The sequence below is a fragment of the Streptomyces sp. NPDC005262 genome, from assembly GCF_042872425.1.
GTDB lineage: Bacteria > Actinomycetota > Actinomycetes > Streptomycetales > Streptomycetaceae > Streptomyces.
Window position 1 is genome coordinate 1 of the sequence record NZ_JBIAKK010000019.1, and the last position, 26,206, is coordinate 26,206.

24 protein-coding genes and 1 tRNA gene are annotated in these 26,206 nt (G+C 68.5%); 9 read left to right on the forward strand and 16 right to left on the reverse strand.

Annotated features, from left to right (window positions below):
• Positions 1 to 292: 292 nt before the first annotated feature.
• Complete coding sequence (locus tag ACFYP5_RS32660) at positions 293 to 991, reverse strand: SDR family oxidoreductase (protein WP_389042567.1); 699 nt, start codon at positions 989 to 991, stop codon at positions 293 to 295.
• A 91-nt stretch (positions 992 to 1,082) separates the two neighbouring features.
• On the opposite strand from ACFYP5_RS32660, the gene ACFYP5_RS32665 reads away from it, so the two are divergent.
• Complete coding sequence (locus ACFYP5_RS32665) at positions 1,083 to 1,673, forward strand: TetR/AcrR family transcriptional regulator (protein ID WP_389042569.1); 591 nt, start codon at positions 1,083 to 1,085, stop codon at positions 1,671 to 1,673.
• Here ACFYP5_RS32665 and ACFYP5_RS32670 read toward each other — a convergent pair.
• Both ACFYP5_RS32670 and ACFYP5_RS32675 read right to left on the reverse strand, forming a co-directional pair.
• Positions 1,670 to 3,139 (reverse strand): aldehyde dehydrogenase, encoded by a 1,470-nt coding sequence (locus ACFYP5_RS32670; RefSeq protein WP_389042571.1) that lies wholly within the window; start codon positions 3,137 to 3,139, stop codon positions 1,670 to 1,672. The genes ACFYP5_RS32665 and ACFYP5_RS32670 overlap by 4 nt on opposite strands.
• Before the next feature lie 231 nt (positions 3,140 to 3,370).
• Positions 3,371 to 4,795: an aldehyde dehydrogenase gene (locus ACFYP5_RS32675; RefSeq protein ID WP_389042573.1), complete on the reverse strand. Its 1,425-nt coding sequence runs from the start codon at positions 4,793 to 4,795 to the stop codon at positions 3,371 to 3,373.
• A 148-nt stretch (positions 4,796 to 4,943) separates the two neighbouring features.
• On the opposite strand from ACFYP5_RS32675, the gene ACFYP5_RS32680 reads away from it, so the two are divergent.
• Positions 4,944 to 5,639: a TetR family transcriptional regulator gene (locus tag ACFYP5_RS32680; protein ID WP_389042575.1), complete on the forward strand. Its 696-nt coding sequence runs from the start codon at positions 4,944 to 4,946 to the stop codon at positions 5,637 to 5,639.
• Positions 5,640 to 6,092: 453 nt separating this feature from the next.
• On the opposite strand, the gene ACFYP5_RS32685 is transcribed toward ACFYP5_RS32680, so the two are convergent.
• Positions 6,093 to 6,284, reverse strand: a complete 192-nt coding sequence (locus ACFYP5_RS32685; RefSeq protein WP_389042576.1) for a hypothetical protein — start codon at positions 6,282 to 6,284, stop codon at positions 6,093 to 6,095.
• A gap of 381 nt (positions 6,285 to 6,665) precedes the next feature.
• Between ACFYP5_RS32685 and ACFYP5_RS32690 the strand changes: the two genes are divergently transcribed.
• Both ACFYP5_RS32690 and ACFYP5_RS32695 read left to right on the forward strand, forming a co-directional pair.
• Complete coding sequence (locus tag ACFYP5_RS32690) at positions 6,666 to 8,072, forward strand: lipase family protein (protein ID WP_389042578.1); 1,407 nt, start codon at positions 6,666 to 6,668, stop codon at positions 8,070 to 8,072.
• Positions 8,073 to 8,685: 613 nt separating this feature from the next.
• The gene (locus ACFYP5_RS32695) at positions 8,686 to 9,441 is read left to right on the forward strand and encodes a dienelactone hydrolase family protein (RefSeq protein WP_389042579.1); all 756 of its coding nucleotides are present in this window, start codon (positions 8,686 to 8,688) and stop codon (positions 9,439 to 9,441) included.
• 190 nt (positions 9,442 to 9,631) lie between these two features.
• On the opposite strand, the gene ACFYP5_RS32700 is transcribed toward ACFYP5_RS32695, so the two are convergent.
• Entirely contained in the window at positions 9,632 to 10,177 is a 546-nt protein-coding gene (locus tag ACFYP5_RS32700) for an ATP-binding protein (RefSeq protein ID WP_389042581.1), read from the reverse strand.
• Between the two features lie 180 nt (positions 10,178 to 10,357).
• On the opposite strand from ACFYP5_RS32700, the gene ACFYP5_RS32705 reads away from it, so the two are divergent.
• Together ACFYP5_RS32705 and ACFYP5_RS32710 are read left to right on the forward strand one after the other, a co-directional pair.
• Positions 10,358 to 10,900, forward strand: a complete 543-nt coding sequence (locus tag ACFYP5_RS32705) for a TetR/AcrR family transcriptional regulator (RefSeq protein WP_389042583.1) — start codon at positions 10,358 to 10,360, stop codon at positions 10,898 to 10,900.
• 285 nt (positions 10,901 to 11,185) lie between these two features.
• The gene (locus ACFYP5_RS32710; protein ID WP_389042585.1) at positions 11,186 to 11,953 is read left to right on the forward strand and encodes an alpha/beta hydrolase; all 768 of its coding nucleotides are present in this window, start codon (positions 11,186 to 11,188) and stop codon (positions 11,951 to 11,953) included.
• A 529-nt stretch (positions 11,954 to 12,482) separates the two neighbouring features.
• On the opposite strand, the gene ACFYP5_RS32715 is transcribed toward ACFYP5_RS32710, so the two are convergent.
• Both ACFYP5_RS32715 and ACFYP5_RS32720 read right to left on the reverse strand, forming a co-directional pair.
• Positions 12,483 to 12,557 carry a 50S ribosomal protein bL37 gene (locus ACFYP5_RS32715; protein WP_100661309.1) on the reverse strand — a complete coding sequence of 25 codons (75 nt, stop codon included), beginning with the start codon at positions 12,555 to 12,557 and terminating at the stop codon, positions 12,483 to 12,485.
• Positions 12,558 to 12,752: 195 nt separating this feature from the next.
• Positions 12,753 to 12,986 (reverse strand): hypothetical protein, encoded by a 234-nt coding sequence (locus tag ACFYP5_RS32720; protein WP_389042586.1) that lies wholly within the window; start codon positions 12,984 to 12,986, stop codon positions 12,753 to 12,755.
• A 517-nt stretch (positions 12,987 to 13,503) separates the two neighbouring features.
• Between ACFYP5_RS32720 and ACFYP5_RS32725 the strand changes: the two genes are divergently transcribed.
• A complete protein-coding gene (locus tag ACFYP5_RS32725; RefSeq protein WP_389042588.1) occupies positions 13,504 to 15,006 on the forward strand; it encodes a carboxylesterase/lipase family protein in 1,503 nt (500 codons plus the stop codon).
• Between the two features lie 361 nt (positions 15,007 to 15,367).
• Here ACFYP5_RS32725 and ACFYP5_RS32730 read toward each other — a convergent pair whose 3' ends face one another.
• Both ACFYP5_RS32730 and ACFYP5_RS32735 read right to left on the reverse strand, forming a co-directional pair.
• Positions 15,368 to 15,955: a hypothetical protein gene (locus ACFYP5_RS32730; protein WP_389038185.1), complete on the reverse strand. Its 588-nt coding sequence runs from the start codon at positions 15,953 to 15,955 to the stop codon at positions 15,368 to 15,370.
• Positions 15,956 to 16,755: 800 nt separating this feature from the next.
• Positions 16,756 to 16,832: transfer RNA gene (locus ACFYP5_RS32735), tRNA-Trp, on the reverse strand.
• Between the two features lie 326 nt (positions 16,833 to 17,158).
• On the opposite strand from ACFYP5_RS32735, the gene ACFYP5_RS32740 reads away from it, so the two are divergent.
• Positions 17,159 to 18,142 (forward strand): alpha/beta fold hydrolase, encoded by a 984-nt coding sequence (locus ACFYP5_RS32740; RefSeq protein WP_389042589.1) that lies wholly within the window; start codon positions 17,159 to 17,161, stop codon positions 18,140 to 18,142.
• A 216-nt stretch (positions 18,143 to 18,358) separates the two neighbouring features.
• Here the strand turns inward: ACFYP5_RS32740 and ACFYP5_RS32745 are convergent, their stop codons facing one another.
• The 7 genes from ACFYP5_RS32745 to ACFYP5_RS32775 form a co-directional block, all read right to left on the reverse strand.
• Complete coding sequence (locus ACFYP5_RS32745; RefSeq protein WP_389042590.1) at positions 18,359 to 20,143, reverse strand: MOSC domain-containing protein; 1,785 nt, start codon at positions 20,141 to 20,143, stop codon at positions 18,359 to 18,361.
• Between the two features lie 807 nt (positions 20,144 to 20,950).
• Entirely contained in the window at positions 20,951 to 21,409 is a 459-nt protein-coding gene (locus ACFYP5_RS32750) for a MarR family transcriptional regulator (RefSeq protein ID WP_389042592.1), read from the reverse strand.
• The gene (locus tag ACFYP5_RS32755) at positions 21,406 to 21,900 is read right to left on the reverse strand and encodes a MarR family winged helix-turn-helix transcriptional regulator (protein WP_389042594.1); all 495 of its coding nucleotides are present in this window, start codon (positions 21,898 to 21,900) and stop codon (positions 21,406 to 21,408) included. The genes ACFYP5_RS32750 and ACFYP5_RS32755 overlap by 4 nt, the downstream gene beginning before the upstream one ends.
• Before the next feature lie 230 nt (positions 21,901 to 22,130).
• Positions 22,131 to 22,838 (reverse strand): hypothetical protein, encoded by a 708-nt coding sequence (locus ACFYP5_RS32760; protein WP_389042596.1) that lies wholly within the window; start codon positions 22,836 to 22,838, stop codon positions 22,131 to 22,133.
• A gap of 474 nt (positions 22,839 to 23,312) precedes the next feature.
• Positions 23,313 to 23,840, reverse strand: a complete 528-nt coding sequence (locus ACFYP5_RS32765; RefSeq protein WP_389042598.1) for an SMI1/KNR4 family protein — start codon at positions 23,838 to 23,840, stop codon at positions 23,313 to 23,315.
• A 63-nt stretch (positions 23,841 to 23,903) separates the two neighbouring features.
• Complete coding sequence (locus ACFYP5_RS32770; protein WP_389042600.1) at positions 23,904 to 24,563, reverse strand: response regulator; 660 nt, start codon at positions 24,561 to 24,563, stop codon at positions 23,904 to 23,906.
• 2 nt (positions 24,564 to 24,565) lie between these two features.
• Positions 24,566 to 25,513 carry a HAMP domain-containing sensor histidine kinase gene (locus ACFYP5_RS32775; protein ID WP_389042809.1) on the reverse strand — a complete coding sequence of 316 codons (948 nt, stop codon included), beginning with the start codon at positions 25,511 to 25,513 and terminating at the stop codon, positions 24,566 to 24,568.
• 272 nt (positions 25,514 to 25,785) lie between these two features.
• Between ACFYP5_RS32775 and ACFYP5_RS32780 the strand changes: the two genes are divergently transcribed.
• Entirely contained in the window at positions 25,786 to 26,070 is a 285-nt protein-coding gene (locus ACFYP5_RS32780) for a hypothetical protein (protein WP_389042602.1), read from the forward strand.
• Positions 26,071 to 26,206 lie beyond the last annotated feature (136 nt).

Consider the following 26,206-nt stretch of genomic DNA (forward strand, 5'->3'; position numbering starts at 1 on the left):
CCGCCGAACCCACCCCCCATAGGCCGGAACTCCAACGCCACCGACCGCCCCAGCCGCACCCACCCCACCCCCCCACCCCCCCCCACCCCCCCCACCCCCACCACCCCCCCCCCCCCCCCCCCCCCCCCCCCCCCCCGGGGGGGGCGCCCCCCCCCCCCCCCCCCCCCCCACACCACTTCCTCCGAGCTGCGGGAACGCAGTAATTGGTGTTGCGTGTCCCGGTGGCCGCCCACGTGCTTCGACGGCGCGCCGGACGGCTGCCGGAGCCAAGAAGGCGAAGGCAAGAGGCCGGTCAGCCGAGTTCCGGGTAGATGTTGGTGATGTCGCCCGACAGGGCGGCCTTGACCTGGCGGGAGGTCTCGTCGGCGAGCACCTCGTACGCGCCCTTCTCGATCCCGTCCAGTGCCTCCTTGGCGATGTCGGCCGGCTTCGACTTGGGCTGGGTCACCTCGGCGGTCATGTCGGTGTCGACGTATCCCATGTGCAGGCCTGTCACGCCGATGCCACGGTCCAGCAGTTCAAGCCGGATGGCGTTGGTCTGCAGCCAGAACGCGGCCTTGGTGGCGGAGTACGCGCCATGCCGGGCCATCCAGGAAAGTGCCGAGTGCGCGTTCAGGATGTGGCCGCCGCCATTGCGCTCGATCACCGGGACGAAGGCCCGGGTCACATTCAGCGGGCCGAAGAAGTTGGTCTCGAAGACGTTCCTGATGTCCTCGATCGGTACGTCCAGGTAGGTGTCCGGTGCGTTGCTGCCGGCGTTGTTGATCAGCACGGTGACATCGGGCGCGGCCGCCACCAGGGCCTCGATCGAGGCCAGGTCGGTGACCTCGAGAGCCAGCGGTACGACGCGGGGGTCGGTGCTCGGCTGCGGGTTCCGTGCGGTGGCGTAGACCTTCTTCACGCCGCGGGCGAGCAGCTCGTCCACGATCGCCTTGCCGATGCCGCGGTTGCCGCCGGTGACGAGTACGACGGCGCCTTCGAGAGTGGTCACTTTGACTCCAGCAAAATTGGAAACCGATCTGTTTCCACTATCGTAAACCGATCTGTTTCCGACGGCAAGCCCAGCCGGTACCCTCGATGACATGACGACCTCGACGACACCCCGCGAGCGACTGCTGCAAGCGGCGGGCGAACTCTTCTACCGCGAAGGCATCAACATCGGCGTGGATGCGCTGTGCAAGGCCGCCGGGGTCTCGAAGAAGTCGATGTACCAGTTGTTCCGGTCGAAGGACGAGGTGATCGCGGAAAGCCTCGCCAGCCGCGGCCCGACGTACCAGGCCGCCCTGCTGCCGGGCCCCGACGACGAGCGGTCGCCGCGCGAGCGCATTCTGACCGTGTTCGAGCGGCAGGACCGGATGACCGCCGAGGGCAGCTTCCTCGGCTGCCCGTTCGTGAGTGCGGCGGTGGAGCTGAAGGACCCCGGGCATCCGGGCAGTGTGGTCGCGCGCCGTTTCAAGCAGCATCTGACCGACTTCTTCCGGGCCGAGCTCGTCACCGCCGGGGCTGAGGATCCGGACGGCCTGGCCGTGCAGTTGACGATCGTCTTCGACGGCGCGAGCGCCCGGGTCGTCGTACAGTCCCAGGCGCTCGCCGGCATCGGCGTGGTCACGGCAGCGGCCCTGCTGGATGCTGCCGGCGTCGAGCAGACAGCGCCGGCGGGCCAGGCCCGCTAGTCGGCGCTTCCGCGCACTCGGCGGACGCGGGTGATGGTCTTGTGCTCGACGTATCCGGTCAGGCCGACCTTGCCGTACTCGCGGCCGATGCCGCTGGCCTTGTAGCCGCCGAACGGTCCGTCGAAGCTCATCGGGGAACCGTTGATGGTGAGTGTGCCGGTACGCACCCGCCGAGCGATCTCAAGTGCCCGGTCGGGGTCGGCGGACCACACGCCGCCGGACAGGCCGTACTCGGAGTCGTTGGCGATCCGGACCGCGTCGTCCTCGTCGTCGTAGGCGATGACGGCGAGCACCGGGCCGAAGATCTCCTCCTGGGCGATGCGCATCCTGTTGTCGACGTCGGCGAACAGGGTCGGGGTGACGTAGTTGCCGCTTTCCAGACCCGCGGGGATCTGTGTGCCACCGGTGACCAGCCGGGCGCCCTCCTCGATGCCCACCTGGATGTAGGAGATCACCCGCTCCTGCTGATCCGGACGGATCATGGGGCCGACGAAGGTGTCGGGGTCGGCCGGGTCGCCGACCTTCGCCGACTCCACCAGTTCCTTGAGCGCGGCGACGACCTCCTCGTAGCGGCTGCGCGGCGCGAGGATGCGCGTCTGGAGAATGCACGCCTCGCCGTTGTTGCCCAGCGAGCCGAACTTCAGCCCCTCGGTCACCTTGCCGAGGTCGGCGTCCTCCAGGATGATCGCGGCCGACTTGCCGCCGAGTTCGAGACTGACCCGCTTCAGCTGCTCGCCGGCGATCGAGGCGATGCGACGGCCGGCCCGGGTGGAACCGGTGAACGCGATCTTGTCCACATCGCGGTGCGACACCAGGTATTCGCTGGTCTCCCGGTCGGCGGGCAGGATGCTGAGCACACCTTCGGGAAGGCCGGTCTCGGCAAACAGCTCGGCAAGCATCATCATGCTCAGCGAGTTCTCCGGCGAGGTCTTCAGCACGACTGTGTTGCCGGCCAGCAACGCCGGGGTCAGCTTCGCCATCGCCGCCGAGAAGGGCGAGTTCCACGGGATCACCGCGGCGACCACCCCGATCGCTTCCCGGCGCACGATGGTGTCGTACGGAGCCTCGGGGTCGGAGGGATCGACGATCTCCTCCCAGCCGAACTCCGCGGCGGCCTTGACATAAGAGTTGATCTGTCGGGTCAGGAACGGCTGGCCCATCTTGGTGAACCAGCCGGCCGAGCCGTTCTCCGCGGAGATCATCGCGGCGATCTCGTCAGCTCGCGCCTCACGCAGCGCGTTGAGACGACGGATGATCTCCTGCCGCTCCTTGGGATCCGTACGCGGCCACGGCCCGTCGTCGAACGCCGCACGGGCCGCGGCCACGGCCCGGTCGATGTCCTGCGGAGCGGCCTGTGCGACACGGCCCAGAACGGACTGGTCGTGCGGAGAAACGATCTCCAACAGGTCAGGGGAGCTGGGGGTGGTCCAGGCGCCGCCGATGTAGAGCTTGTCGTACACGATCATCTTGGTTCACTCTTTTCTTCCCGATTCGCAAGGCGTCGCACAGCGGGACGGCGCCTCGCGAGCGGTGTTGTTTACAGGGGGAGCCGGTGGACCCGAGACTGCGGGCCCTGCCCGGGTGGTTGTGGTGCGGGGCCGGCCGGTGCAAGGCAGTGGCCAGGGCCGGTCCCTTTTCGCCACTTGCGGTGAGCGGGTCACGTCCGGCCGGTCGCCCGGCGGTTCCGCTCGGCTGCGTCAACTGCTGATCGTCTTGAACTCGACGTACTGGCCCAGTCCGACGAACCCGAATTCACGGCCGATGCCGCTGGTCTTGTAGTCGCCGAACGGCCCGTCGAACGCGGCGTGGGCGCCGTTGACGGAGAACGTTCCGGTGCGGACCCGGCGGGCGATCTCCATGCCGTGCTCGGTATCGGCGCTCCACACGCCGCCGCCGAGGCCGTAGGGGGAATCGTTGGCGATCCGGATGGCGTCCTCCTCGTCCTCGAACGGGATGACGACGAGAACGGGGCCGAAGATCTCCTCTTGAGCGATGCGCATGCTGTTGTCGACATCGGCGAACAGCGTGGGGCGCACGTAGAAGCCGCCCTCCAGTCCCTGCGGCACGTCGGATCCGCCTACGACGAGACGCGCGCCCTCCTTGATCCCGAGGTCGATGTAGTTCCGCACGCGCTGCTGCTGGTCGGCGCGGACCATGGGACCGATGAAGGTGGTGGGGTCGGAGGGGTCCCCCACGGTGAGCCCCTCCATCATCGTGGCCAGCGCGGCGACGATCTCCTCGTAGCGGCTGCGGGGCGCGAGGATGCGGGTTTGGGCGACACAGCTCTCGCCGTTGTTCGCCAGAGACGCCGTCTTCAGCCCCTCGGTCACGGCAGCAAGGTCGGCGTCCTCGAGGATGATCGCGGCCGACTTGCCGCCCAACTCCAAGCTCACGCGCTTGAGCCGGGCGCCCGCTATCGCGGCGATACGGCGGCCTGCCGCCGTTGAACCGGTGAAAGCGATCTTGTCCACGCTCGGGTGCGAGACCAGGTACTCGCTGACTTCCCGACCGGCGGGCAGGATGCTGAGAACGCCCTCCGGCAGACCGGCCTCGGTAAAGATCTCGCCGAGCACCAGGGCGTCGAGCGCGGTCTCCGGCGCGGCCTTGAGGACGACGGCGCAGCCCGCGAGGAGGGCGGGAACAACCTTCGCCAGAGCCGACTGATGGGGTGCGTTCCACGGGATGACTGCGGCGATCACCCCGACCGGCTCACGGCGGACCGTCGTGCCGGATTCCAGTCGCTCCTCCCAGCCGAAGGATTCCGATGCCCGCAGGTAGGAGGCGGTCTGCTCGGCGATCCCGCCCTTGTGCAGCAGACGGGTGAACCACAGCGGGGTGCCGTTCTCGGAGGTGACCAGGGCCGCGAGCTCCCGGCCGCGCGCCGTGTGCAGCTCGTTGAACCGAGCGAGGACGGCGTGCCGCTCGCGCGGCGTCGTCCGTGGCCAGGGTCCGTGGTCGAAGGCCTGCCGCGCGGCCTCTACCGCCAGGTCGACGTCCGCCTCGGACGCGCCTGGGACCCGGCCCACCAGCGACTGATCGTGCGGAGAACGCACCTCGATCGTCTCGGAGCCCGCAGGTTCGGTCCAGCGTCCGCCGATGAAGAGCTTGTCGTAAGAGGTCACGGGAGGTGTCGCTTTCATGAGACGGCAGAGCCACGGAATAAGAGCCCAGTGGCCCTCTATGTCGTCCAAGGTAACAACCCACTGGCCCTTTAACAAGAGACCAGCGGGTCTGCTACTTTGATGGCGAGCCATACCTAGGAGGAAGGCCGTGAGCCAGACCGAGAGCACCGCGTTCCAGCGGGCCCGGCGACCGGAACAGGTCGAGATTCGCAAGCAGACGATTCTCGACGCGGCCGAAGCCCTGCTCGGTGAGATGCCGATCGCGGAAATCAGCCTGCGCGAGCTCAGTCGCCGGGTCGGGCTGTCGAAGACGAATGTCGTGCGCTACTTCGAGACCCGCGAGGCGGTCTTCCTCGAACTCCTGCGCCGCTCCCAGCAGGAATGGCTGGACACCCTCGAACGCGAGCTGCCGCCCGCCCGTCCGGCGTCGCACCACGTCGTCTGCAGCGCGCTCGCGGCTTCCCTGGCGCAGCGGCCCCTGCTGTGCGAGCTGTGGAGCGCACTGGCCACAGTCCTGGAACGCAACGTCTCCCTCGAATCCGTGCGTGCCTTCAAGCTGTCCAATGTGAAAGCACAGGTGCGCTTCGCCGGCCTGGTCAGCGACCGCATTCCCGAACTGGGAGATGACGCCGCCCGGGAACTGGCGGCCCTGTGCACCGTCGTCGTGGCGGGCCTGTGGCCCTTCGCCAACCCCTCCCCCACCGTTCTGGCGGCGACCGAGGACCCGCGCCTGGCCGGATCCCGCATCGACTTCGCCACCATGCTGAGCCGACACCTCGACCTACTGGTCACTGGACTGCTCCACCGGCCCGCCGCCTCGCCGACTCCTCCCTGCCAGCAATGAATTCGGGCCGCGAGGCCATCCGGCGGGCGATCCGGAGCGCATCATCGATGCCGGGCCGCGGGCCGGACACCGCCCCGGCCGACATGGAGGCGGTATACGCGGCCAGCCGCTGATCCAGGCGCGACAGACCTACGAGGGCCGCTTCGACGACTCCGCGGTCACCGACGGCACCGTCCAGGGCTCGCTCGGCCGCGAACCAATCAGTCTCGCCTCGCCGGCCACCGCACACCACCTTCCCCAGCTGCGGCAGCGGGCCGACGCCCCGGAGCGCAGGTCGCGGCCGGCGATGTCGCGGGAATCCTGTCCGAGTTCTACGCGGTCGCCGCGTCTCCGAACAGGTCATCGAGGTGGTCACGGTGCCGAAACGCCACGGCACCATGCGCCGAACAACGCCCGCCATGAGCTGTTGTGGTTCCGCAAGGCCTCATACGGCGCCATGCCATCGGGCCGTCCTCAGCGGGTCGGTGGCTCCCAGGACAGCCCGTTGCGGACCAGATCGACCGCCCGGTTGAGCACGGTGACCGCATCGCCGCCGGAGTCGGGCCGCCAGCAGGCCACGGCTGCCTGCTGGGCGGCGAAGGCCACCGCCGCGGTGGTGCAGACGGAGTACGCAGCGGCCGGGCTCCCCGAGGGATACCTCCGCATCGTGGTCTCGTCCGTCGGCCGGAACCCTCTGGTCCACCAGAAGCTGTTGCAATCCGGTGCGGTCGTCCGCGCGGACTTCGCGTTGCACAGCCGAGCAGCGAGGGTGTCGCACCAGGCACATTAGGCACGATGCGGTGGAGCCGGCCTCCATGCCGGATCGCCCTGCACCGGCACCCGTACGGACTCCTCGACGGGCTCCCGTCGGACTCGGTGGAACCAGGCGGTGACACCGGCCCGGGCCACGTCGGCACCACCTGGACAGCTACGTATGGTTGCCTGAAGCAATAGTTACCATAGCGTAACTTACTCACGAGTTACTTGCGGTAAGTGTGCGCTGCTAGCTTGCGCTCACCTGCATCGGAGCAGAGCGAGGAGTGAGCTGTGAGCCGCAAGAGCACCCGTTCGCGTTCCACTTTCAGCACCATGCACTCGGTGGACTCCCCCAGCCGCCGTCAACGGCGAGGAAACATGCGAGTGCCGGCCGTCGTGGTGGCCGCGGCAGCATGTATGGGCACGTACGCCGTACCCGCCTCCGCCACCCAGGGGTCGGCGCCCGTGGTGTCCCGGGGAGTGACCATCCCCGCCTTCTACAACCCGCCCGCCGAACTGCCGTCCACGAACGGCGGACTGATCCGTACCCAACCCCTGCCCCTCGGTCTGAGCCTTCCGGGCCTGGACGGCCGCCCGATGCCGGGTACGGCGACGCGACTCATGTACAGGTCCACCGACTCCAACGGACGACCTGTCGCGGTGACCGGCTCATACATCGAACCTTCGGCGGCATGGAAGGGCGACGGGCCCAGGCCGCTGGTGGCGGTGGCCTCGGGCACCATGGGCCAGGGCGACCAGTGCGCGCCCTCGCTGGCGCTGCAGTACCCGCTCACCTTGAGCGGCGAGACGGTGTCGGTCGGCTACGAGGACTTGGCGATCTACCGCCTCCTCTCCAGCGGTGCCGCGGTGGTCGTCACCGACTATGTCGGCCTCGGTGTCACCGACCGGCTCCACACCTACGTCAACCGCCTCGACCAAGGGCAGGCCCTGCTGGACGCGGCCCGCGCAGCGCGCGGCGTGCCAGGAGCGTCGATCACGCCCGATTCACGCGTCGGTCTGTACGGCTACAGCCAGGGCGGAGGGGCCAGCGCCGCGGCCGCCGAGCTGCAGCCCTCGTACGCGCCTGAGGTCAATCTGGCCGGTACCTACGCGGGCGCACCACCCGCCGACCTGACCTCGGTCATGAAGGGCATCGACGGCAGCGCCCTGGCCGGCGCGCTGGCCTGGTCGATCAACGGCTTCGCCCAGGCCGACCCCGACCTGCGGAACATCGTCGAGGCCAACATCAACACCACCGGTAGGGCCGCACTGAAGGACGCATCGACCATGTGTGTCGGCGACGCGATCTTCGGTTACGGATTCACCAAGAGCACCAAATGGACCACCAGCGGGAAGTCCATCGGCGACATCATCGCGGCCGACTCCCGGGCACAGGCCGCTCTCGACAAGCAGCGCATCGGCACACTCAAGCCCGCCGGCCCGGTGCGCCTGGCAACCGGTATTCAGGACGACATCGTTCCCCACAAGCAGGCCCGTCAACTGGCCGTGGACTGGTGCCGCAAGGGAGGCAACATCACCTACGAGGCCATCGCCCTGCCCGACCTCGGCGACAAGCTCCTCACCAACCACCTCGTGCCCCTCATCACCGACCAGGGCGATGCGGTGTCCTGGCTGGCCGACCGCCTCTCGGGCAAGGCAGCCGGCTCCAACTGCTGGTCGATGCCACTGCAGCGCTGATCCGGATACCTACCGCCCACGGGATCGGTCCCTTGACCGGAGCCCCCCAACCCGGTGCGGTCGATACCCTCACGCCAGCCTCGGCCGCGGGCGTGAGGGCGTATCGCCCGGAGGCGGTGGCAAATGGCTTCTCACCGGCCGGCGTCGCCCAGGTTCCGACCGGTGGGGACGAGGAAACCACTGGTCCGCGCCCACGTACGCCCACCACGATGACGCCCCCACCACCCTTGCGATGCGCCGCATCTGACACCGCGCGCTGGTCCACCAGGGATTACGGGACAGCCCTTAGCATCCGTTGTCGTGGCACACACCCTGGCACTGCGAATCGATAAGCGGCGCGCCGCGCAGGAGGCGCACGCCGGGCCGTGCAGAGCAGGACGTGTACCTCAACGGGTGAGAAGCATTCAGCGCCTGAGTACACCGCGGGAGGTCCGGCCGAGGGACCGGTTGGCACATGGAAGGACGAACGGGGTCACCCGGTCGACGACCAGTGCTCGCCCCCGCCTTCCGGTGCATCGCAGATCCCCCTTCGTCCTGAGACCATCCCACTGGCCCACCACGCGAAACCCCTTCCTTGCCCCGAGCAGCGGAGGGGGAAGAGAGGAGACCGCCCATGACCGCCGCGCGCGGAACATCGGTGGACATCCCCACCCAGGACGGCACCACCGATGCCTACCTGACCCACCCCGACGACAGCAGTCCCCACCCCGCGGTCCTGCTCTACATGGACGCCTTCGGACTCCGCCCTCACCTGAAGAAAATGGCCGACCGCCTCGCCCATGCCGGCTACACCGTCCTGGTTCCCAACGTCTTCTACCGCCATGGGCGGGCCCCGGTGGTCGAACTGCCCGATGTCATCGACGCGGCCCGGCGCCCGGAGATCTTCGAGCGTCTCGGCCCGGTCATGGCGTCACTGACACCCGATCTGGCGATGCGCGACGCAGACGCCTACCTGCGCTGGCTGACCACCTGCCCACTGACCACCGACGGGCCCGTCGGCATCACGGGCTACTGCATGGGCGCCGGCCTGGCCCTGCGCACCGCCGGCACCTACCCGGACCGGGTCGCGGCCATGGCCGGCTTCCACGGCGGCCGTCTGGCCACCGACTCACCCGACAGCCCGCACCTGCTCGCGGACCGGATCACCGCGGAGCTGTACTTCGGCCACGCCGACCAGGACCCCTCGCTACCGCCCGAGCAGATCGACCGCCTCGACAAGACCCTCACCGCAGCGGGCGTACGCCACCACAGCGAGATCTACACCGGGGCGCACCACGGCTTCACCCAGGCCGACACCGCCGCCTACGACAGCACGGCGGACAAGCGCCACTGGAGCGCACTATTGGCGCTCCTGGACCGCGCCCTCTGACCTCCCCCGCCGCCCGCCACTGCTCGGCACCACACCCTCCAGCGGAACCGTCTCCTCCCGGGCGAACCGCGCGCCCTCTTCAGGGCTGCCCACGGTAGAGGGCCTGGCTCGGTCGGCAAGCCGCTGATCCCTTGTCGGCCCGCTGATCGCCATCGCTGTCCTCCTGGCACTCAAGGACGCCGCCCGGGCCTCAGAGGCCGCCGGGCCTGCCGGTCTGCGCGGGTACGGGAACCGGCAGTTCGAACCACAGGGTCTTGCCGGTGGCGGTACGGGAACTGCCCCAGGCTTCGGCGAGCAGGTCGAGGAGTTCCATGCCGCGCCCGCCCTCCGCGTCGGCGCAGGCGGTGCGGCGTACCGGACCGTCGGAGTTGGTGTCCTCGACCTCACACCGCAGATGTGAACCGCGGACCCGGAGATTGAGCCGCACGGGACCTCGTGTGTGGCACAGGGCGTTGGTGACCATCTCGCTGACCAGCAGCTCAACGGTATCGGCCATCTCGTTCATTCCCCACTCGCCGACTTGTGCGATCACCAGTCGGCGGGCTCGGCTGACGGAGATCAGCTCCGGCGCCAGAGGCCAGGAGGCGTCCTGGGCAGTGGCCCGGGCGCGGGGAGCGCTCAGCGGCCGCAGGGGCTCCGTGGCATGCGACCACAGGGCCAGCTGGCGGGCGAACCACGAAGACGGAGCGCCCTCGGAGACACTCGCCTTGCCGAGAGCGGCGTCCTGGGCAGCCATGCTGATCAGTCCCTTCCCTACGAGCCCGTCGGTTTACGTAGCGTTCGTTACATTTAAATATACACGTAGCGGGTGTTACGGTAAAGCTCGGTATGAATCGGACATTGGCGAGGAGGCTTCATGCCGCGGCCGGCTGATCCAGCCAAACGAGCGGAGCTACTGCGCCGCGTCCGTGCATACGTGCTCCGCAATGGACTGAGGGGCCTGTCCCTGCGCCCGCTGGCCCGGGAACTGGGCACCAGTGACCGCATGCTCCTCTATTACTTCGGCACCAAGGAACGCTTGGTTGCGGAGGCACTGTCCTTGGATGACCGACGCCCGCTCCTGCGTTTTCGCGATGTGGGCAACTCCGCCGATGCCCCCGAGGACGCAGTGGGCATGCGGCGCTTCCTGGAAGAGCTGTGGGAGGAGTTCCGCAGTCCGGACCGCCGCGCCGTAATGCCGCTCCAGTTCGAACTGATGACGGCCAGTGTGCTTCACCCCGACCAGTACGGGCCCCTCATGCGCGATCTGATCAACGAGTGGACGGATCTGCACGCCCCCCTCTTCGTCCGCCTCGGCATGTCCGACGAACGCGCCCTGAACGAGGCCACCCTGCTGGTCGACGCCATCCTCGGACTACTCTACGGGTCGCTCGCCGACGGCGACTGGGACCGGGCCGCGGCCGCGTTCCGCACCCTTCTCGACCGCCTTGAACCCGGCTGGGTACCCGACGGCACATAAACGGCAACGCCCCAAGTCCGGTCACTCAGTCGGACGTTGGGATGCACGTCCTCCTCGGCGGAAAGCCCCTGAAGGCTGTCCGGAGTTGGGATCACACGCAGGAAAAGGGCTGGAGGGATGACGATCGTTGCGATACCTTCCAGTCGACCGTGACACCGCCCGAGGAGGTGAGACCCATGAGCGCTGTATCCATGTGGGTGCTCCCCCTTGCCGTCACGGCCGGCGATTGACGTAGGTGTCGCCGGGAGCGCCTCGACAACAAGGCACTCCCGAAAGGCAACACCTATGCACCCTCTGCAGTTCACCGCCGAGTCGTCGTCGAACGGCATGCTCGAACGCGACTTCACCGTGGGCGGCATCCCCGGCGTCCTCTGGTCGTCGGCCTCCGATGCGGCCGATCGCGCACCCCTGGTCCTGATGGCCCACGGCGGCGGCAACCACAAGAAGCATCCGGCGATGTCCGGCCGCGCCCAGCGCCTCGTGACCGGCTGCGGCTTCCACGTCGCCGTCATCGACGCGCCCGGTCACGGCGACCGGCCGCGCACGGAGCACGACGAGGCGGAGATCGCCGAGCTGTTCCGGGCGAGGGCGGCGGGTGAGCCGGAAGGCCCGATCGTCGTGCGCTACAACGACTATCTGGCGGAGCTCGCCGTGCCCGAGTACCAGGCGACCCTGGATGCCCTCCAGGAGCTCCCGGAGATCGGCCCCGACGGGCTGGTCGGCTTCTGGGGCATCAACATGGGCACCGCGATCGGCGTACCGTTCGTGGCCGTCGAACCCAGGGTCACGGCCGCGGTCTTCGGCCAGCACTGGCCCGATGTCCTGGCCGAGAAGGCGAAGCTGATCACCATCCCGATCGAGTTCGACATGCAGTGGGACGACGAGCACATTTCGCGTGAGGAGGGTCTCGCGTTGTTCGGCGCCTTCGCCTCGAAGGAGAAGTCGTTGCACGTGAACTCGGGCAAGCACAAGGAACTGCCTCGGTTCGAGGCCGACAGCGCGGTCCGGTTCCTCGCCCGGCACCTCGGCGGAGCGCTTACCGCGTCGGCCTGACCTGAGTGGTCGCGGCGTCCGGCTTGCCGGCCGGGCGCCGCAAGCGCGGCCCCGGGTCGAGGCTGCGTCTCCAGATGATGGATCCGCGCATTTGGAGCCCCGCCATGCAGCTCACGGGCGTCTTGTCGTAGCGCGTGGCCAACGCCATGCCTGGATCTTGTTGATGCAGCGTTGCACCGTATTGCGCTCCCTGAACTGCTCAGCCTCATGGACCTTGCTCGTCAGCCCACCGCGTGAGCGGCAAAGCGCCGCTTCCTCGAGCCAGGCCCGGCGGCGCCGACGCACGTGTCGTCCTGGCCTCGCCGGTCATCCCCCATGCAGCAGCGGTCCCCGCGGGCGCTTGGTCGACGAGTTCGCCTCCCGCAGGGACCGCACCTGCATAACCCTCGTCGATTGGAAGCCGGCCAGAACAATGACGTCCTGCCAGACCCCGTGCCGGAGTCCTGCGCCGCCTGACTGCGCGGCCACTCCGGCGCCGAGAGCATCCAATAGGTCCTCAAGGCTGTTCACGAGCGCATGTTGGGCACTCTCAGGCGTTGGGACGCTTGCCGTGATTGGCCTTCTTCTTCTTGCGCGCGCGTCGCTTGTTCCCTCGCTTGGCCATGGTCCACACCTTCCAGATTCAGGACTTTTCGGGCGCTCGTCAGTCTAGGATCAGCCCGGCGCTTCCGCATCGAGCAGCACGCCGTCGGGGCCATGGATCTTCGTCGTCATGCTCGAAGCCCGCCTGCACGTCCTGGAACGCGAGCTGACGCCGGGGGCGAAGCAGCGGTGCCGGATACGCCAGAGACCCACCCGTTCAGGGGACCCACTTGTACTTGGCTCCGCCGACCCATCTCACGACCGCGGGATCGTCGAGGTCGACATCGGTCACCCCCGCCAGGTGCGCCAGCCTGATCACATCCACCATGTCGTAGGCAGGCCCAGCCACCTCCCCGTTGATCTCCACCATTCGGTAGGGCGGATCGTCCGGTACTACGCCGAGGACGACGACGGGCGAGGGGTGGAACTCCTCTTGAGCATCGTTGGTCATGTCTACAGCGTGTGGCAGGCGCGCGACGCGCACATGTCGAGCAGACCAGTGGGCGCGAACGGCGCGACGTACCACTTGCGGCCCGCTACAGATTCGGCTCGGTCCGTGGTGGTGCGGCCGACTGCGCGCCCGGTGGGTCCGTCAAGGGCAGACCGCGTTCAGCACAACGCCGGGATGCGGACCGCAATGCGTATGTGCCGTAGAACCCGTGGATCTGAACGTTCGCGATCCGATGCCGGGCCTCGGCCGGATCACCGTCAGACGGCAAGGAGCTCCTTGAAGCAGGACCGGGCGCTGATGCCGTGACCCGGCGGGATGTCAGCGATCCGGAACAGGCAGACGCTCGGCCTCGGAGGCCGCCGACCGAGTTCATGATTGACATCGCAAGTGCGTCAATCGAACCGATCCAGGCGTTGGTGCTGAGGCCGGCCTCGCTGACAGGCTGAGGGCCGTGGCCGATCTCCACCCGAGTGGCCGTCACTGGATCGGTCGACACCATGCCGTGCGAAGGAGCCCTGTGGACAGGCGTAGGACAAACGACGGTTGGGTGCAAGGCCATCGGCCAGTTCCGGATGTCGTCGCCTTTCTCGGTATTCCTTACGCTGCTGCACCGTTCGGAACCGACCGTTTCAGGGAACCGCGTCCGGTTCACGGATGGGAGGGAGTTCGAGAGTGCACGGATTTCGGCCCCATAGCTCCGCAGTCGGCAAGACTGCCCGGGGCACCTGCCTGGTCGCCCGGCGACGAGGACATTCTCACGCTCAACATCTGGGCTCCATCATCCGACGGTGGTTCCCTGCCGGTCCTGGTATGGATCCACGGCGGTGCTTACACCTTCGGGTCCTCCGCGCAGCCTGATTTCGACGGCACCGCACTGGCCCGTGCCGGTGTGATCATGGTGACCTTCAACTACCGACTCGGTTTTGAAGGCTTCGGTCATCTTCCGCCCGGCACCGAGTCGCCGTACCCGGAGAACCGTGGCCTTCTCGACCAGATCGCCGCGCTGCGGTGGGTGCGTGACAACATCGCCGCTTTCGGCGGCGATCCGGCCAACGTCACCTTGGCCGGGCAGTCTTCCGGGGCGGCCTCAGCCGCCTGCCTGATGGTGATGGACCAGGCCCGCGGTCTGTTCCGGCGTGTCATAGCCCATAGCGTCGCGAGCCCTTGCTATTCGATCGAACTCGCTGCGGAGACCACCCGGAAGGTTGTTGAGGCAGCCGGCATCCCCCGCACGGCCGATGCCTTGGTGTCTGCCGCTCCGCACACGCTCGTCGCCGCCTCCGACCGGGTGGTCGACGACTACCGGCAGGACCCTTTCTCCGGGCACCGCCACTACGACCCCGTGATATACGGTCCCGTCGCCGGAGGTGGCATCCTGCCCAGCGACCCGTTGTCCGCGACAGCCGCCGGATCGGCCCGCGAAGTGGACCTGTTGGTCTGCCACACGACGCAGGAGTACCGGCTGCTCGATGCCGTCGGCAGCAGCGCCAAGGTCACCACCGACGATCAACTCGCGCTTTTCGCGAAGGACTTCCGTCTCCCCGACACCCTGGTGCCGGGCTTCCGTGCGCTGATGCCCCTCGCTCCCGCCCTCGACATCTACCTGGCGATCTTCGGCGACATGCAGTTCAGCGAGTACAGCACTCGGCTCGCCGAGCAGCACGCTCAATCCGGCGGCCGAACCTTCATGTCCCGCTTCGCCCGTCAGCGCAACGGTCCAGAAGGAGCGGTGTACGCCTGGCACTGCGCGGACGTCCCCTTCGCGTTCGGCAACCTCAGTACCAAGAGCGTCGAGTTCCTCATCGGCGGACCACCGAGCGTTGAGGACCACGAGCTGTCTCGGCGCATGCTGAACGCATGGGTCAGCTTCGCCACCACGGGTGACCCCGGCTGGCAGCCGATCAACCACCTCACCAGCAGCGTCCAGACCTGGGGCACGTCGGACAGCCCTTCCCAGCCACCCGCCGCTGCCATCCGTGAGCTGTGGCACCGAGCCGACTTCCCGCTCCTGCGGCCATGAGACGCAATCGCTCCACGGCTCCGATGTACCACCCCGACCAGTGCCCGCCGCAACGGCCGGTCGGACAACGCGTCCGAACGAGCGGTGCCGGCCGATCGAGCACCCCACAGCCACAGGCACCGGGAATCGGGGTTGCAGGGCCGCAGCCGATCGGGGCCGCCTTGCCGCGACACGCGGGGAACTCGATGACCGCTTACTATGACGTAGAGGGTGTATAGGACCTCCAGGCCCTGGTCGCACGCGTATGCGGCCGGCTTCCTTGCATCCGTACATCTGCGCATCCGCCGAGGGGTACCCCCGCGCCGGAAACCCCGGCCCGATTCCGACGGGCCGGGGTTTCCATGTTGGGCGGGTGGAGCTGTTACCACTTGTCGCCGTAGCCGTAGTGGTCCCTGACCACGCGGAAGCTGCCCACGACGCCGTTGCGGACCTTCACGCCACCGCGGACCTTGCGGGTGAAGACACCGTTGCTGGTGCTCCAGGGGCCGACCGTGGCGACCGGCGAGCCGTTGTCGCAGGTCGCCCCGCGGAAGAGCTCTACAGTCCGGCGGCTGTCGTTGCGGACGTTGAAGCTCCGCGAGCCCAGACCGCTGACCACGGTGATGCAGCCGTCCGGGTGGGCGGAGTAGGAGCGCTCGTTGATGTGGATCCGGCCTTCGTACTTGTAGCCGCCGTGGCCACCACCGTAGCCACCGCCACCGCCACCCCCGTAGCCGCCTCCCTCGTTGCCCTTCCCGCCCGCGATTCCGCCTTCGTTGCCGCCTTCGTTGCCGCCCGCGCCACCGAGCGGAGCCGCCGCAGGGGCACCCTGCTGGACGGCCGGCGCGGCCTGCTGGACGGACGGGGCGGCCTGGGGGGAACCAGCGGCCGATGCATAGGTGATACCAGTAGTTGCGAGGACCGCGGCGCCCACTGCGGCGGCGGTCACGGCGACGGTACGCGTCGTCATGTCATTCTCCCTTGTCTCTGAGGGTCGGCCGGACAACCGGCCTGCAATGAACGTACTTATGGCGTCTTTAACTGTCATGTCGGATGTGGCATCAGGGGGCCGACCGGGCGAACACGCGGCCCGTATCGCACACCTGAACACACCTGACGCATCGTCAAAATGCCTAGAAATAGGCTTATATGACATACCGCTAGGCCTTCTGGGTGACTTCATGACACCCGCTCACCCTCTCGGCAGCATGCCGCCGGATCCCAGCAGCCAAAGCTGCGCCTAGCCTCCCCGAACGAGCGTCACCGGCACTCATGCCGGCCGCCCCGACCGCCGCAGCGGCCCGGCCGCATTCTCGTCGCACATCGAGGCGGAGCCGTCGGCACCACCACGGCCCACCCCGTCGACGAGGCACTCGCCGGCCCGCCCGACAGTGCGGCCCCGGCCTGGCCGCAGGGAGGCGCCCGGCAGGTCCGTAGCGCATGAGGAGGTGACACCACCACACCGGTGGCCTCAGGTCGTCACCGTCCGGCGACGACCGCCGACACGGCGGAATGTCCAGCAGAACGGCGAACAGCTGACGGACGTCGACCGGTCGCGAAGGGACGCACGCACCTCGAGATCCATGACGCGGACGGGAAGATGCGTAAATCACCTGTTGGCGGATCGCTCCATGGAAGAGCTCGGGACCGAGGCCGCCGCCCCGGCGACGGATCCGTTCGTGATTCGCAAGGTCACTTCGGTCGGAGAGTCACCACAGCGGCGGCCCCGGACCCCGGAAGAAGCCTGTACGAAGTGGAAACCCTGATCAGTGGCAGGGGTGACAGGAGTCGAACCTGCGGCATCCGGTTTTGGAGACCGGCGCTCTGGCCATCTGAGCTACACCCCTTCGGCACTCACAGCTTGCCACGCACGGCGAATCCTGATCCACGGATTTTCGCCGTCGGTCGCGACCTCGAACATGTGCTTCTCGCCGAGGTACACGGCCGGCCCCGCTCCGTGCCGCTGATCGCTCCCGACTCTCCACAGCCCGGTCTTGCGTCCGGTCCGGCCGGCACCCATGTCCACGTGCGGTCACCGGAGCCGGCTCCGACCCGCCCTCTTCACTCCGCTGCCCGGCCGCTTTCACCCGGCTGGACGGTGCGGCCGCGCTCAACGGCACCAATACGTGAACGCTGAGGTGCTCCAGGCACCTCAAGGGAAGCGAGAACGGCAATGACCGCATTGGCGATCTTCGGCGCACGGCATCGAATACTGCGTGCGCACGTCACCGTGGCCGGATGTGCCCTGGCCCTGTGCATGGCCTCAGCGGCCCCCGCGGACAGCGACACTTCGGGTCCGAAACCCACCGTGGTCCTGGTGCACGGGGCGTTCGCGGACGGCTCCAGCTGGGACGGGGTCATCGCGCGGCTCGAGCGCAGCGGCTACACCGTCATCGCGCCCGCCAACCCACTGCGCGGCCTGTACAACGATTCCACCTACATCGCCTCCGTACTGAACAGCATCAAGGGCCCGGTCGTGCTCGTGGGCCACTCCTACGGCGGCGCTGTGATCAGCTCCGCCGCGGCCGGCAATACCCAGGTGAAGTCGCTGGTGTATGTGTCGGCCCTGATGCCCGATGTGGGCGAGAGCGGCATGTCCCTGGCGGCACGGTTCCCCAGCGAACTGAGCACCGCCACCAGGTCGGTCCCGTTCCGGGAGAGCGGCCGGAGCGGGACCGACCTGTACCTCAAGCGCGACAAGGTCCACCAGGTCTTCGCCGCCGACCTGCCCGCGAGCGAGGCCAATCTGCTGGGGGTCACCCAGCGGCCGGTCGCCACGACAGCTTTCTCCGAGAAGGCCAAGGTCGCGGCCTGGAAGGACATCCCGTCCTGGGCACTCGTCGGCCGGCAGGACAAGACCATCAACCCGGACCAGGAACGATTCCAGGCGAAGCGCGCCGGTGCGCACACGGTGGAGATCAACTCCTCGCATGTGTCCTTGATCGCCCACCCCGAGGCGGTCACCGCCCTGATCCTGCAGGCGGCCACGGCTTCCTCCTCCGCCCAACCGTCCTTGGCGACCACCGGGTCCGTGCATGACGCCCGTGTCGAGGCCGGCCTCGCGGGGGCGTCCCTGGTCGTCGGCACAGGTGCCGTCCTCCTCGGCCGCCGGCTGCGACGCCGCCTCCCTGACGGCGTACCGGAGCAGCGCACCTGACGGGCGGCTGACGTCCGGCCGAAGGCACGGACTCGATCGCCGCGGGGCCACGGTGTCTCAGGGCATCCGGGACCGGTTCCGGATGCCCTGCACTGCGCAAGTGCCCGACCACGACCATTCGTGCCTCAGCGGCTCCCGCGCGCCGCCTTGCACTCATCGGTGTCGCCGGACACAAGTGGCCCGCAAGGCGAGTGAACGCGGCGGCAGCACCGAGAGTCAGAGATCGAGGATGAGGTCCGTGGGTGGCTGTGAGCAGCAGATGAGCGCGTTGCCCTCGGCCGGCAGGTCGATCGGGTCGGGAGAGTAGTCGACACGGCCGGAGACGACTGCGGTCTCACAGGTGTGACAGACACCGGTGCGGCACGACCACTGCACGGGGACGTCACATGCCTCGGCGAGTTCCAGAAGTGTGCCGTAGCCGGCGTCCCAGGGAACGGTCAGACCGCTGCGGGCGAAGGAGACGGAGGGGCCGGTGCCCGGTCCGGGTGGATGAACGGGCAGATGCGGGGCCGGCGCATCGGTCGGGACCACTCCGGGGGTGATCGCGGTCACGGATCCGAAGGACTCCTGGTGGACCCGTGCAGGGTCCAGGCCGCAGTCCACGAGGGCCTTTGTCATGTCGTCCATGAACGCCACCGGACCGCAGATGTAGGCATTCGCGTCCGGCGGGAATTCAAGGTCCTCGAGCAGCTGAGCGGTGAGCCGGCCGGTGGAGGTGTAATCGTCGCCGAGACGGTCGTCGTCGCGCGGGCGGCTGTAGGAGACATGCTGTCGACCGGACGGAAGGCGGGCCAGCAGAGTGCGTGCTTCGTGGGCGAAAGGATGCTCCGTGCCGTCCCGGGCTCCGTGGACCCACCACACCGGGCGCGGATCGCGGCTGTCGGCCAGCGCATGGAGCATGGCGAGCACCGGGGTGGCCCCGACGCCGGCGGAGACCAGCACGATGGCTGCCTCGTCCTCGGCAAGGATGAATGTGCCACGCGGGGCAGCCACATCCAGGACGTCGTCGACCGCGACGTGTTGATGCAAGTAACTGCTGGCCACGCCATGGGGTTCCTGTTTGACACTGATCCGGTATTGCGCGTCTCCGGGGCGCGCGGACAGGGAGTAGCTTCGAATGACCGGCGCGCCCTGCGGATCGGGGCGCATCCGGACTGTGACGAACTGGCCGGGCAGCGCCGCGGGAAGCGGACTGCCGTCGGTGGCAGCGAGGGTGAGGGAGAAGATGCTCCTGCTCTCCGGAGCGATGTCCTTGACCACCAGGGGACGGAAGCCCGGCCAGGCCGGCGGCGGGCTGGTCGCGGCGGACGTCAGGCCCGTATTGCCTCCCGTACTGCCTGTTGACCATCCCTTCGAGTCGTAGTCGTCCAGAAGCGACTGCATGGACGTCTTCCAGCCGGGGCTGAGCGCGGGAATGCGGAGCGCCCGTTCCACCTGGGAACGCGAGCGCCCAGGTTTGTAGAGGACGGCGTCGATCTCCGCGACGGTCATGGCTTCCGGCCCGGTGGAGACCTTGACGATCTCGTCTCCGGCCTGGACGAATCCTTCGGCCAGCACCTTGAAGTAGAAGCCCGGGCGTCCATGGGCGACCAGCAGGGCGGGCATCTGCGGTTCGTCCATGCGAAGGCCTACGCGGTAGCACGTCACCCGAGGCTGCGTTACTTCGAACAGCGCGTCGCCGATGCGGTACTGGTCGCCGATGCACACTTCGTCGTCGGGCAGGCCGTCCACGGTGAAGTTCTCACCGAACTGGCCATGAGTGAAATCGTCGCGGTGCAGGTGCTTCTGCCAGTGCCGGTAGGAGTCCACCTGGTACACCAGCACTGCCCGGTAAGGACCGCCGTGACCGGCAAGGTCGCCTTGGCCGTCTCCGTCGATGTTCAGTTTCCTGACCATCTGCGGGCCCGCGACCGGCTGCTTCCACACACCCGTATGTGTCACTCGGCCCTTCCAGGGAACATCCCGGGGCATCCCGACATTCACGGCGATGAGCGTGGCCATCGGTACATCTCCCTGGTCGAGCGGACCACCCCCAACGGGGCCACGCTAATACGCCGAGTTTCGATGGTGAGTCAGGACACGTGACGCGACGCCATGCACCGAGGTCCTTGGTGAGACTGAGGCCGGAGCCCGCCACGTAGCGCGGCGAGGCGCGATCTCAGCATCACGTAGAACCAGCGCAAGGTCGAAGGAGGTCACGGGAGGACATGAACGTCTCATGACGCCGAGTTACTGCGGCAGCGGGCCGACAGGGCAACAGGTGACTGAATCCGTTCCTCACGACGTTCGTCGTGGCGTGGTCCCCACCATGTGATGGGCGGGAGTTGCACGCCGTCGGGGGACGAGGGCGGACTGTTCATGTGGTGGCGGATCCCCACGAGTGTCTGCCGTCGCTGTCCACGGACATCGGCGCGCAGGGACGAGCGCCCGTCGGCCGACCGTGGCCTACCCGTTCAGCTCAAGTACCGGCCCCGTCAGCGCCACCGGCACGGGCAGCCAGGGCAGCGTGGAGGTGGAGCCCGTCCGGGAGCCCTTCGCACGTCGACCGGGCGGGCCGCCACGTACGCGCCGCAGGTGTCAGATCCTGCGCGACACGGCCGGTGTTTGCCGGAGGGAGCCGTGTCCTCACCGGGCTGCGCATGCCTCACGGTGGAGACGCGCCCCCGGATGACTTCGCCGCTGACGCTTCGGCACATCGCACTCAGCGCGAACGGTTCGCCCTCATCGACCAGCCGGCGCGGCCGCGGAGAGAGCGCCGCCAACCGCAACCGACGGTTGAACACTCCACTGATCGGCCCGGTCGGACGGTCAGGCGGCCGGCGCCCCAAGCTCCGCGTCGGCTCGCTCGGTGATCAGGGCGAGGACCCGGCCGGCGGCGGTCAGGTCCTCGGCGGGTATCCCGCCCCAGATGCGGGCGGTGATGGGGGCGATCTCCGCGCCGATGGCGGCGATCAGCTCGCGTCCCGCGTCCGTGGGGCGAAGGTGGTGCGCGCCGTCCACGACGAGCAGCTGCTTGGCCATCAGCTCGTCGAGAATGGCGCGGATGTCGACCGGATCGGCCTTGAGGGAGCCCTGGACCTGGACGGCGAGATCGTCCGGCGTCTGGGGGGCGTCGGCGGTGACGGCGGCGCGCAGGGCGACCTGCTGCTGGAACGTGGTGCCGTGCCGGGCCAGTACGCGCTCCAGGACGCCACGGGCGGCGTAGTGGGCCAGGCCGAGGGCGCGCGCGTCGGCGACGGGTGCGGTGGTGGATGCGGTGGTGGTCATGGTGTAGTCCCCTGAGTGCTCTCGTCGTTCGGTACGGATGGAGCGAGAGGTGCGTCGAGCAGGGTCGTCAGCTCGTCGGTGAACGCGCGTGTCCGCGGGGCGTCGAGGCCGCCGAGCGGCTCCAGGAACTGCTGCAGCAGTTCCTGGACCACCGCGATGGCCCGCCGAGTGACGGCCTGGCCCTGCGCGGTGAGGGCGAGCTGTACGGCGCGCGGGTCGCGGGGATCGCGGGTGCGCTCGATCAGGCCGGCCGACTCCAGGGCGCGTGCCAACTTCGAGACGTACAGCGCCTCCAGGCCGGTGTGGTCGGCGAGTCGGCGCTGACTGGGCCGCTCGCCGGCGCGCTGCATACCGTACAGCGACGCGACCAGCGAGTACTGCGCGTGGGTGAGGCCCAGCGGAGCCACCGCGCGATCGACCGAGACGCGCCACTTGTTGGCGAGCCGCCATACCAGGAAGCCGGGCGTGGGGCCCGGTGAACCCTTGCTCATGCCAAATAGAGTACATGGCTACTATGTACATGGCTACTATTTTCTTCTGCTCGGCCGGTGACGGTCGATGGCGTCGAGCTTGCGAAGCGGACGGTATCCGCCCGTCGATCGGTGAGCCCTTGGAGGTTGACGCAGAATTCCGGGCGGGCACGCGCCGGAGGGTATTCGCACGCCGGAAACCCCGGCCCGATTCCGACGGGCCGGGGTTTCCATGTGATGCGGTGGCGCGGTCACCACCCGCCGTGGTCGCCGATCACCCGGAAGCTGCCCACGACGCCGTCGTTGAGGGACAGGCCCCCTTGAACGGTGGGCGTCACGACACCATGGGTGCTGCCCCAGGGACCGACGGTGGCGACGGGAGAGCCGTTGTCGCAGGTGGCCCCACGGTAGACCTCGACGACCTTCCGGCTGTCGTTGCTGATGCTGAAGCTCGAGGAGCCCAGCCCGCTGGCCGCGGTGATGCACCCGTCCGCGGCTGCGGAGTACGTCCGGTCGTTGAACTGGATCCTGCCCTCATCCCTGCCGCCGTAGCCGCCACCGTAACCGCCGTCGTCACCACCGCCGTAACCGCCGCGGTCACCACCACCGCCGTAACCGCCACCGCCATCGCCGCCGCGGTCACCGCCACCGCCGTACCCGCCGTCGTCACCACCGCCGTAGCCACCACCGCCGTAACCGCTGTTGTCACCGCCACGACCCCCTCCCCCATTGCTCTTGCTGACGTCTTCGCCCGGGGGAGCCGCGGCCGGAGGCGCCTGCCGGACGGGGGGCGCAGCCTTGTGCGCGGGTGGGGCGGCCTTCTGGACAGGCGGCCGAGTCTCCTGGGCGGACGAGGCGGTGTGGGGGGATTCGTCGTTCGAGGCGTAGGTGATGCCGGTGATGGCAAGCACCGCGGCGCCCACTGCAGCGGCGGTCACGGCTACGGTACGCGTGGTCATGTCACTTCTCCCTGTCTCAGAGATGCCGACCGGACAGCCGACCTGCGACGAACGTACTGACGGCTCCTATAACTGTCATATCGGGCATACCTATGGTGTGACACCAGAGGGCCGACCGGGTGTACACATGGCACTCAATGCACATGGATCTCGTACCTGACATAGCATCAAAAAACTTGATAGTGGGTGTCTCCAGCGCATCGTCAGGCTCTCCGGGCGACGCATGCCGCCCGCTCACCCTGTCGGCGGCATGTGGTGGGAACCCGGCAGGGCGAAAACGCAGCCACTCCCCCTGAACGACCGTCATCGACGCCCACCCGCTCGCCTCGGCCGGAGCGGTTGCCGAGCGCATCCCTCCGCCTTCATCTGTTCATGCCGCGCATCCGCAACGAGGTAGCAGGCGACCCGGATGCAGGCCGTGGACTCGCCGTGGTCCGACCAACCCGAGGCCTTCAAGGGCGGGTGACTGACGGTTCAGCGGCAGAGCTCCATGATGATGTCGTCGAAGTCGGGGAACTCCTCGGCCGCCAACTGGATCACTGCGACGGCTGACCGGCGCCGGCCGGGCGCGAACCGCTCCGCGATGGCCGCCAGCTTTTGGCTGGGTGGTGGCACCCTGTCGCGCTCGTACCGGGTGGCGGCTTCCCAGGGGCCGAGGCCATCGGCCAGCAGCCAGAGGAAGTCGCCCAGATCGTGCGCGACGACGCCGGTCTCACCCTCGGATCCGAGGAAGACGACGGGCTGGTCGACCAGGGGCCGGTGCGGGCGGACGAGCCAGAACGCCGCGTACCCGCCGGAGCCGTCCTGCCCGAACACCCGGAAGCCGTCGCCGCTCAGCTCCCCATTACCGGTCCAGGCCCGGAACCAGTCCGTTGTCTCCTCGGCCGGCAGGAAAGCCGCGAAGGGCTCGAAGTCGACTCCGTCGCCGCCTGCGTAGTCGAACGGAACCGCCATCGCGAGGGCGAGCGCGGCAGGGAACTGTCGATCATCAGTGGGAGTCATGGGCACACGCTAGCGACCAGTCCGCGCACAGCGGCTGGTCGGCGGCCTACAGGGCGGTAGGGGTCACGGTTCGATCAGTCCGACCCGGATCGCGTATCGGGTGAGCTCCAGCCGGTCCTTCATCCCCAGTTTCTCCAGCAGGTTGGCACGGTGGCGTTCGACGGTCTTGATGCTGATGACGAGGATGTCGGCGATCTCCTGGGAGGTGTGGCCCTCGGCGACGAGCTTGAGGATTTCTTCTTCCCGGTCGGTGATGGCCTTCGCGGGGAGGGTGCCGCCTTCGCGGGCACGGTCGAGGTAGTTGCGGATGAGGGCGTTGACGGCGCCGGGGTAGAGGAACGGTTCGCCGCGCATGGTGGCGCGGCAGGCTTCGACGAGGTCGCGGTCGGCCACGGATTTCAGGACGTAGCCGGAGGCGCCGGCGGCCAGGGCTTCGAAGAAGTACTGCTCGTTGTCGTACATGGTCAGGATGAGGAGGCGCAGACCGGGCTGGGTGCGGGCGAGTTCGCGTGCCGCTTGCAGGCCGGTCAGGCGGGGCATGGCGATATCGAGGATCGCCAGGTCGGGCTGGTGGATGCGCGCCGCTTCGACTGCTTCGGCGCCGTCACCTGCTTCGGCCACGACGGTGAGGTCGGGTTCACTGTCGAGGATGAGGCGGACTCCACGGCGGACCAGCGCGTGATCGTCGGCGAGAAGGATGCGGGTTTCGGTCGCCTCGGGCATGGTCAGTGGCTCCGGTGGGAGGTGGGCACGGTCAGGCGTACTTCGGTGCCTCCGTCGCGGGCGGCAGCGAGGGAGAGGCCGGCCCCGACGAGCAGGGCGCGTTCACGCATGCCGCGGATGCCGGCTCCTTCTTGAGCGCCGTCGATGCCGCGGCCGTCGTCGTGGACACGCAGCTCCACACCCGCGGGGGTGTGCGTGACGGTGAGCTCGACGCGGCGGGCGCCGGCATGGCGGGCGGCGTTGGTCAGGCTCTCCTGGGCGACGCGGTAGAGCACGAGCTCGGTGTCCCGGCTCAGCGGTGGCAGATCGGCGTCGATGTGGTGGCGTACGGCCAGGGCGGAGCCGGTGAACTCGTTGGCCAGGGCTTTCAAGGCGCTGGTCAGTCCGAGCTCTTCCAGGACGCCGGGGCGAAGACGGCGGGCGATACGGCGGATTTCGTCGAGGCTGGCGCGGGTGGTCTCTTGTACCTGATGCAGTTCCTCGCGTACCGCGGGTGGGACGTGATCGGCGACGCGTTTGAGTTCGAGCAGAACGGCGGTGAGGGTCTGGCCGATCTCGTCGTGGAGTTCCTGCGCGATGCGGTGACGTTCGGCTTCCTGCGCGGACAGGGCGCGGCCCGCGCTGGCGGCACGTTCGGTCTCCAGGCGGTCGAGCATGGTGTTGAACGTCGTGATCAGTTCTGCGACCTCGCCGTGACCGCCGACGGCCGGACGGATTCCCGGTCGAAGCAGGTCGGTGGTGGTCATGGCGCGGGTGAGGCGTTGCAGCGGGGCGAGACCGATACGCAGCAGCAGACCATTGGCGATGAGCATCGCGGCCAGTCCTCCGGTGAGCACGGCGGCTTCGGTGAGCAGGACGGGGGTGGAGACGGTGACCGGCCCCAGCAGCAGGGCGGTGGCACCGATCAGTACCACGGCATTGAGCAGGAAGATCCGCCAGAACAAGGGCACCGAGACCGCCTCCGTCCAGTCGCCGTCCTCACCTGTGATACCGGTCTGACGTCCCCACCGGCGCAACTGCCCCGGCGGGGGATCCATGCCCGTCATGGTCAGCCTGGGTGCGATGTGCGTCGGTGTCCATCGGGGGCAGCACCCATGTGCCGGCCGGCGCGATGGGGGTCGGCCACCTGGGGAAATGGGTGCCGGCCCCGATGGTGCCGGCGGAAGGATGCGTGTGACCGTGGCAGAAACCCCCTGACCTGCCGGCCCCGGGAGGAGGAGCCATGGCACGTCCTGGCGACCGTCCGCACCACCATCTCGAGGATCGGATGCGGCGGAAGGACCTGCATGTCGTGCGCGGTCCGGATACGGGCCGCCCGCGCCGGCCGCGGGCAGTCCGGCGCAGACCGGCCTGGGCGTTGCTGGCCCTGTCTCTGGCGATGTTGGTCACCGGCATGGTGCTGCCGCACGGCCTGCTCCTTGCGGCCGGCCTGGTCATGGCGGGAATGGCGGCGAATCTGTTCACGTCTGCGCGGGATCGCGCCGAGCCCCGCCCCCGCCTGCCCTGACACTCACCGCCACACCCATCAGCGACAGCGACCGTCAGACGATCACCAGTGCCCGAAGGACCGCTGGGAGGGGAGGACGCATCCGCTCCCGCCACTCTCGACACCCCAGGCCCTCCGTGCTCCCGAAGGTGGTGAC

Excerpts from the sequence above, each read along its gene's own strand:
- ACFYP5_RS32665 (WP_389042569.1), top strand. The coding sequence starts at position 1,083 with ATGACGACCTCGACGACACCCCGCGAGCGACTGCTGCAAGCGGCGGGC.
- ACFYP5_RS32670 (WP_389042571.1), bottom strand. The coding sequence starts at position 3,139 with ATGATCGTGTACGACAAGCTCTACATCGGCGGCGCCTGGACCACCCCC.
- ACFYP5_RS32685 (WP_389042576.1), bottom strand. The coding sequence starts at position 6,284 with ATGCGGAGGTATCCCTCGGGGAGCCCGGCCGCTGCGTACTCCGTCTGC.
- ACFYP5_RS32695 (WP_389042579.1), top strand. The coding sequence starts at position 8,686 with ATGACCGCCGCGCGCGGAACATCGGTGGACATCCCCACCCAGGACGGC.
- ACFYP5_RS32700 (WP_389042581.1), bottom strand. The coding sequence starts at position 10,177 with ATGGCTGCCCAGGACGCCGCTCTCGGCAAGGCGAGTGTCTCCGAGGGC.
- ACFYP5_RS32710 (WP_389042585.1), top strand. The coding sequence starts at position 11,186 with ATGCACCCTCTGCAGTTCACCGCCGAGTCGTCGTCGAACGGCATGCTC.
- ACFYP5_RS32720 (WP_389042586.1), bottom strand. The coding sequence starts at position 12,986 with ATGACCAACGATGCTCAAGAGGAGTTCCACCCCTCGCCCGTCGTCGTC.
- ACFYP5_RS32730 (WP_389038185.1), bottom strand. The coding sequence starts at position 15,955 with ATGACGACGCGTACCGTCGCCGTGACCGCCGCCGCAGTGGGCGCCGCG.
- ACFYP5_RS32740 (WP_389042589.1), top strand. The coding sequence starts at position 17,159 with ATGACCGCATTGGCGATCTTCGGCGCACGGCATCGAATACTGCGTGCG.
- ACFYP5_RS32745 (WP_389042590.1), bottom strand. The coding sequence starts at position 20,143 with ATGGCCACGCTCATCGCCGTGAATGTCGGGATGCCCCGGGATGTTCCC.
- ACFYP5_RS32750 (WP_389042592.1), bottom strand. The coding sequence starts at position 21,409 with ATGACCACCACCGCATCCACCACCGCACCCGTCGCCGACGCGCGCGCC.
- ACFYP5_RS32755 (WP_389042594.1), bottom strand. The coding sequence starts at position 21,900 with ATGAGCAAGGGTTCACCGGGCCCCACGCCCGGCTTCCTGGTATGGCGG.
- ACFYP5_RS32760 (WP_389042596.1), bottom strand. The coding sequence starts at position 22,838 with ATGACCACGCGTACCGTAGCCGTGACCGCCGCTGCAGTGGGCGCCGCG.
- ACFYP5_RS32765 (WP_389042598.1), bottom strand. The coding sequence starts at position 23,840 with ATGACTCCCACTGATGATCGACAGTTCCCTGCCGCGCTCGCCCTCGCG.
- ACFYP5_RS32770 (WP_389042600.1), bottom strand. The coding sequence starts at position 24,563 with ATGCCCGAGGCGACCGAAACCCGCATCCTTCTCGCCGACGATCACGCG.
- ACFYP5_RS32780 (WP_389042602.1), top strand. The coding sequence starts at position 25,786 with ATGGCACGTCCTGGCGACCGTCCGCACCACCATCTCGAGGATCGGATG.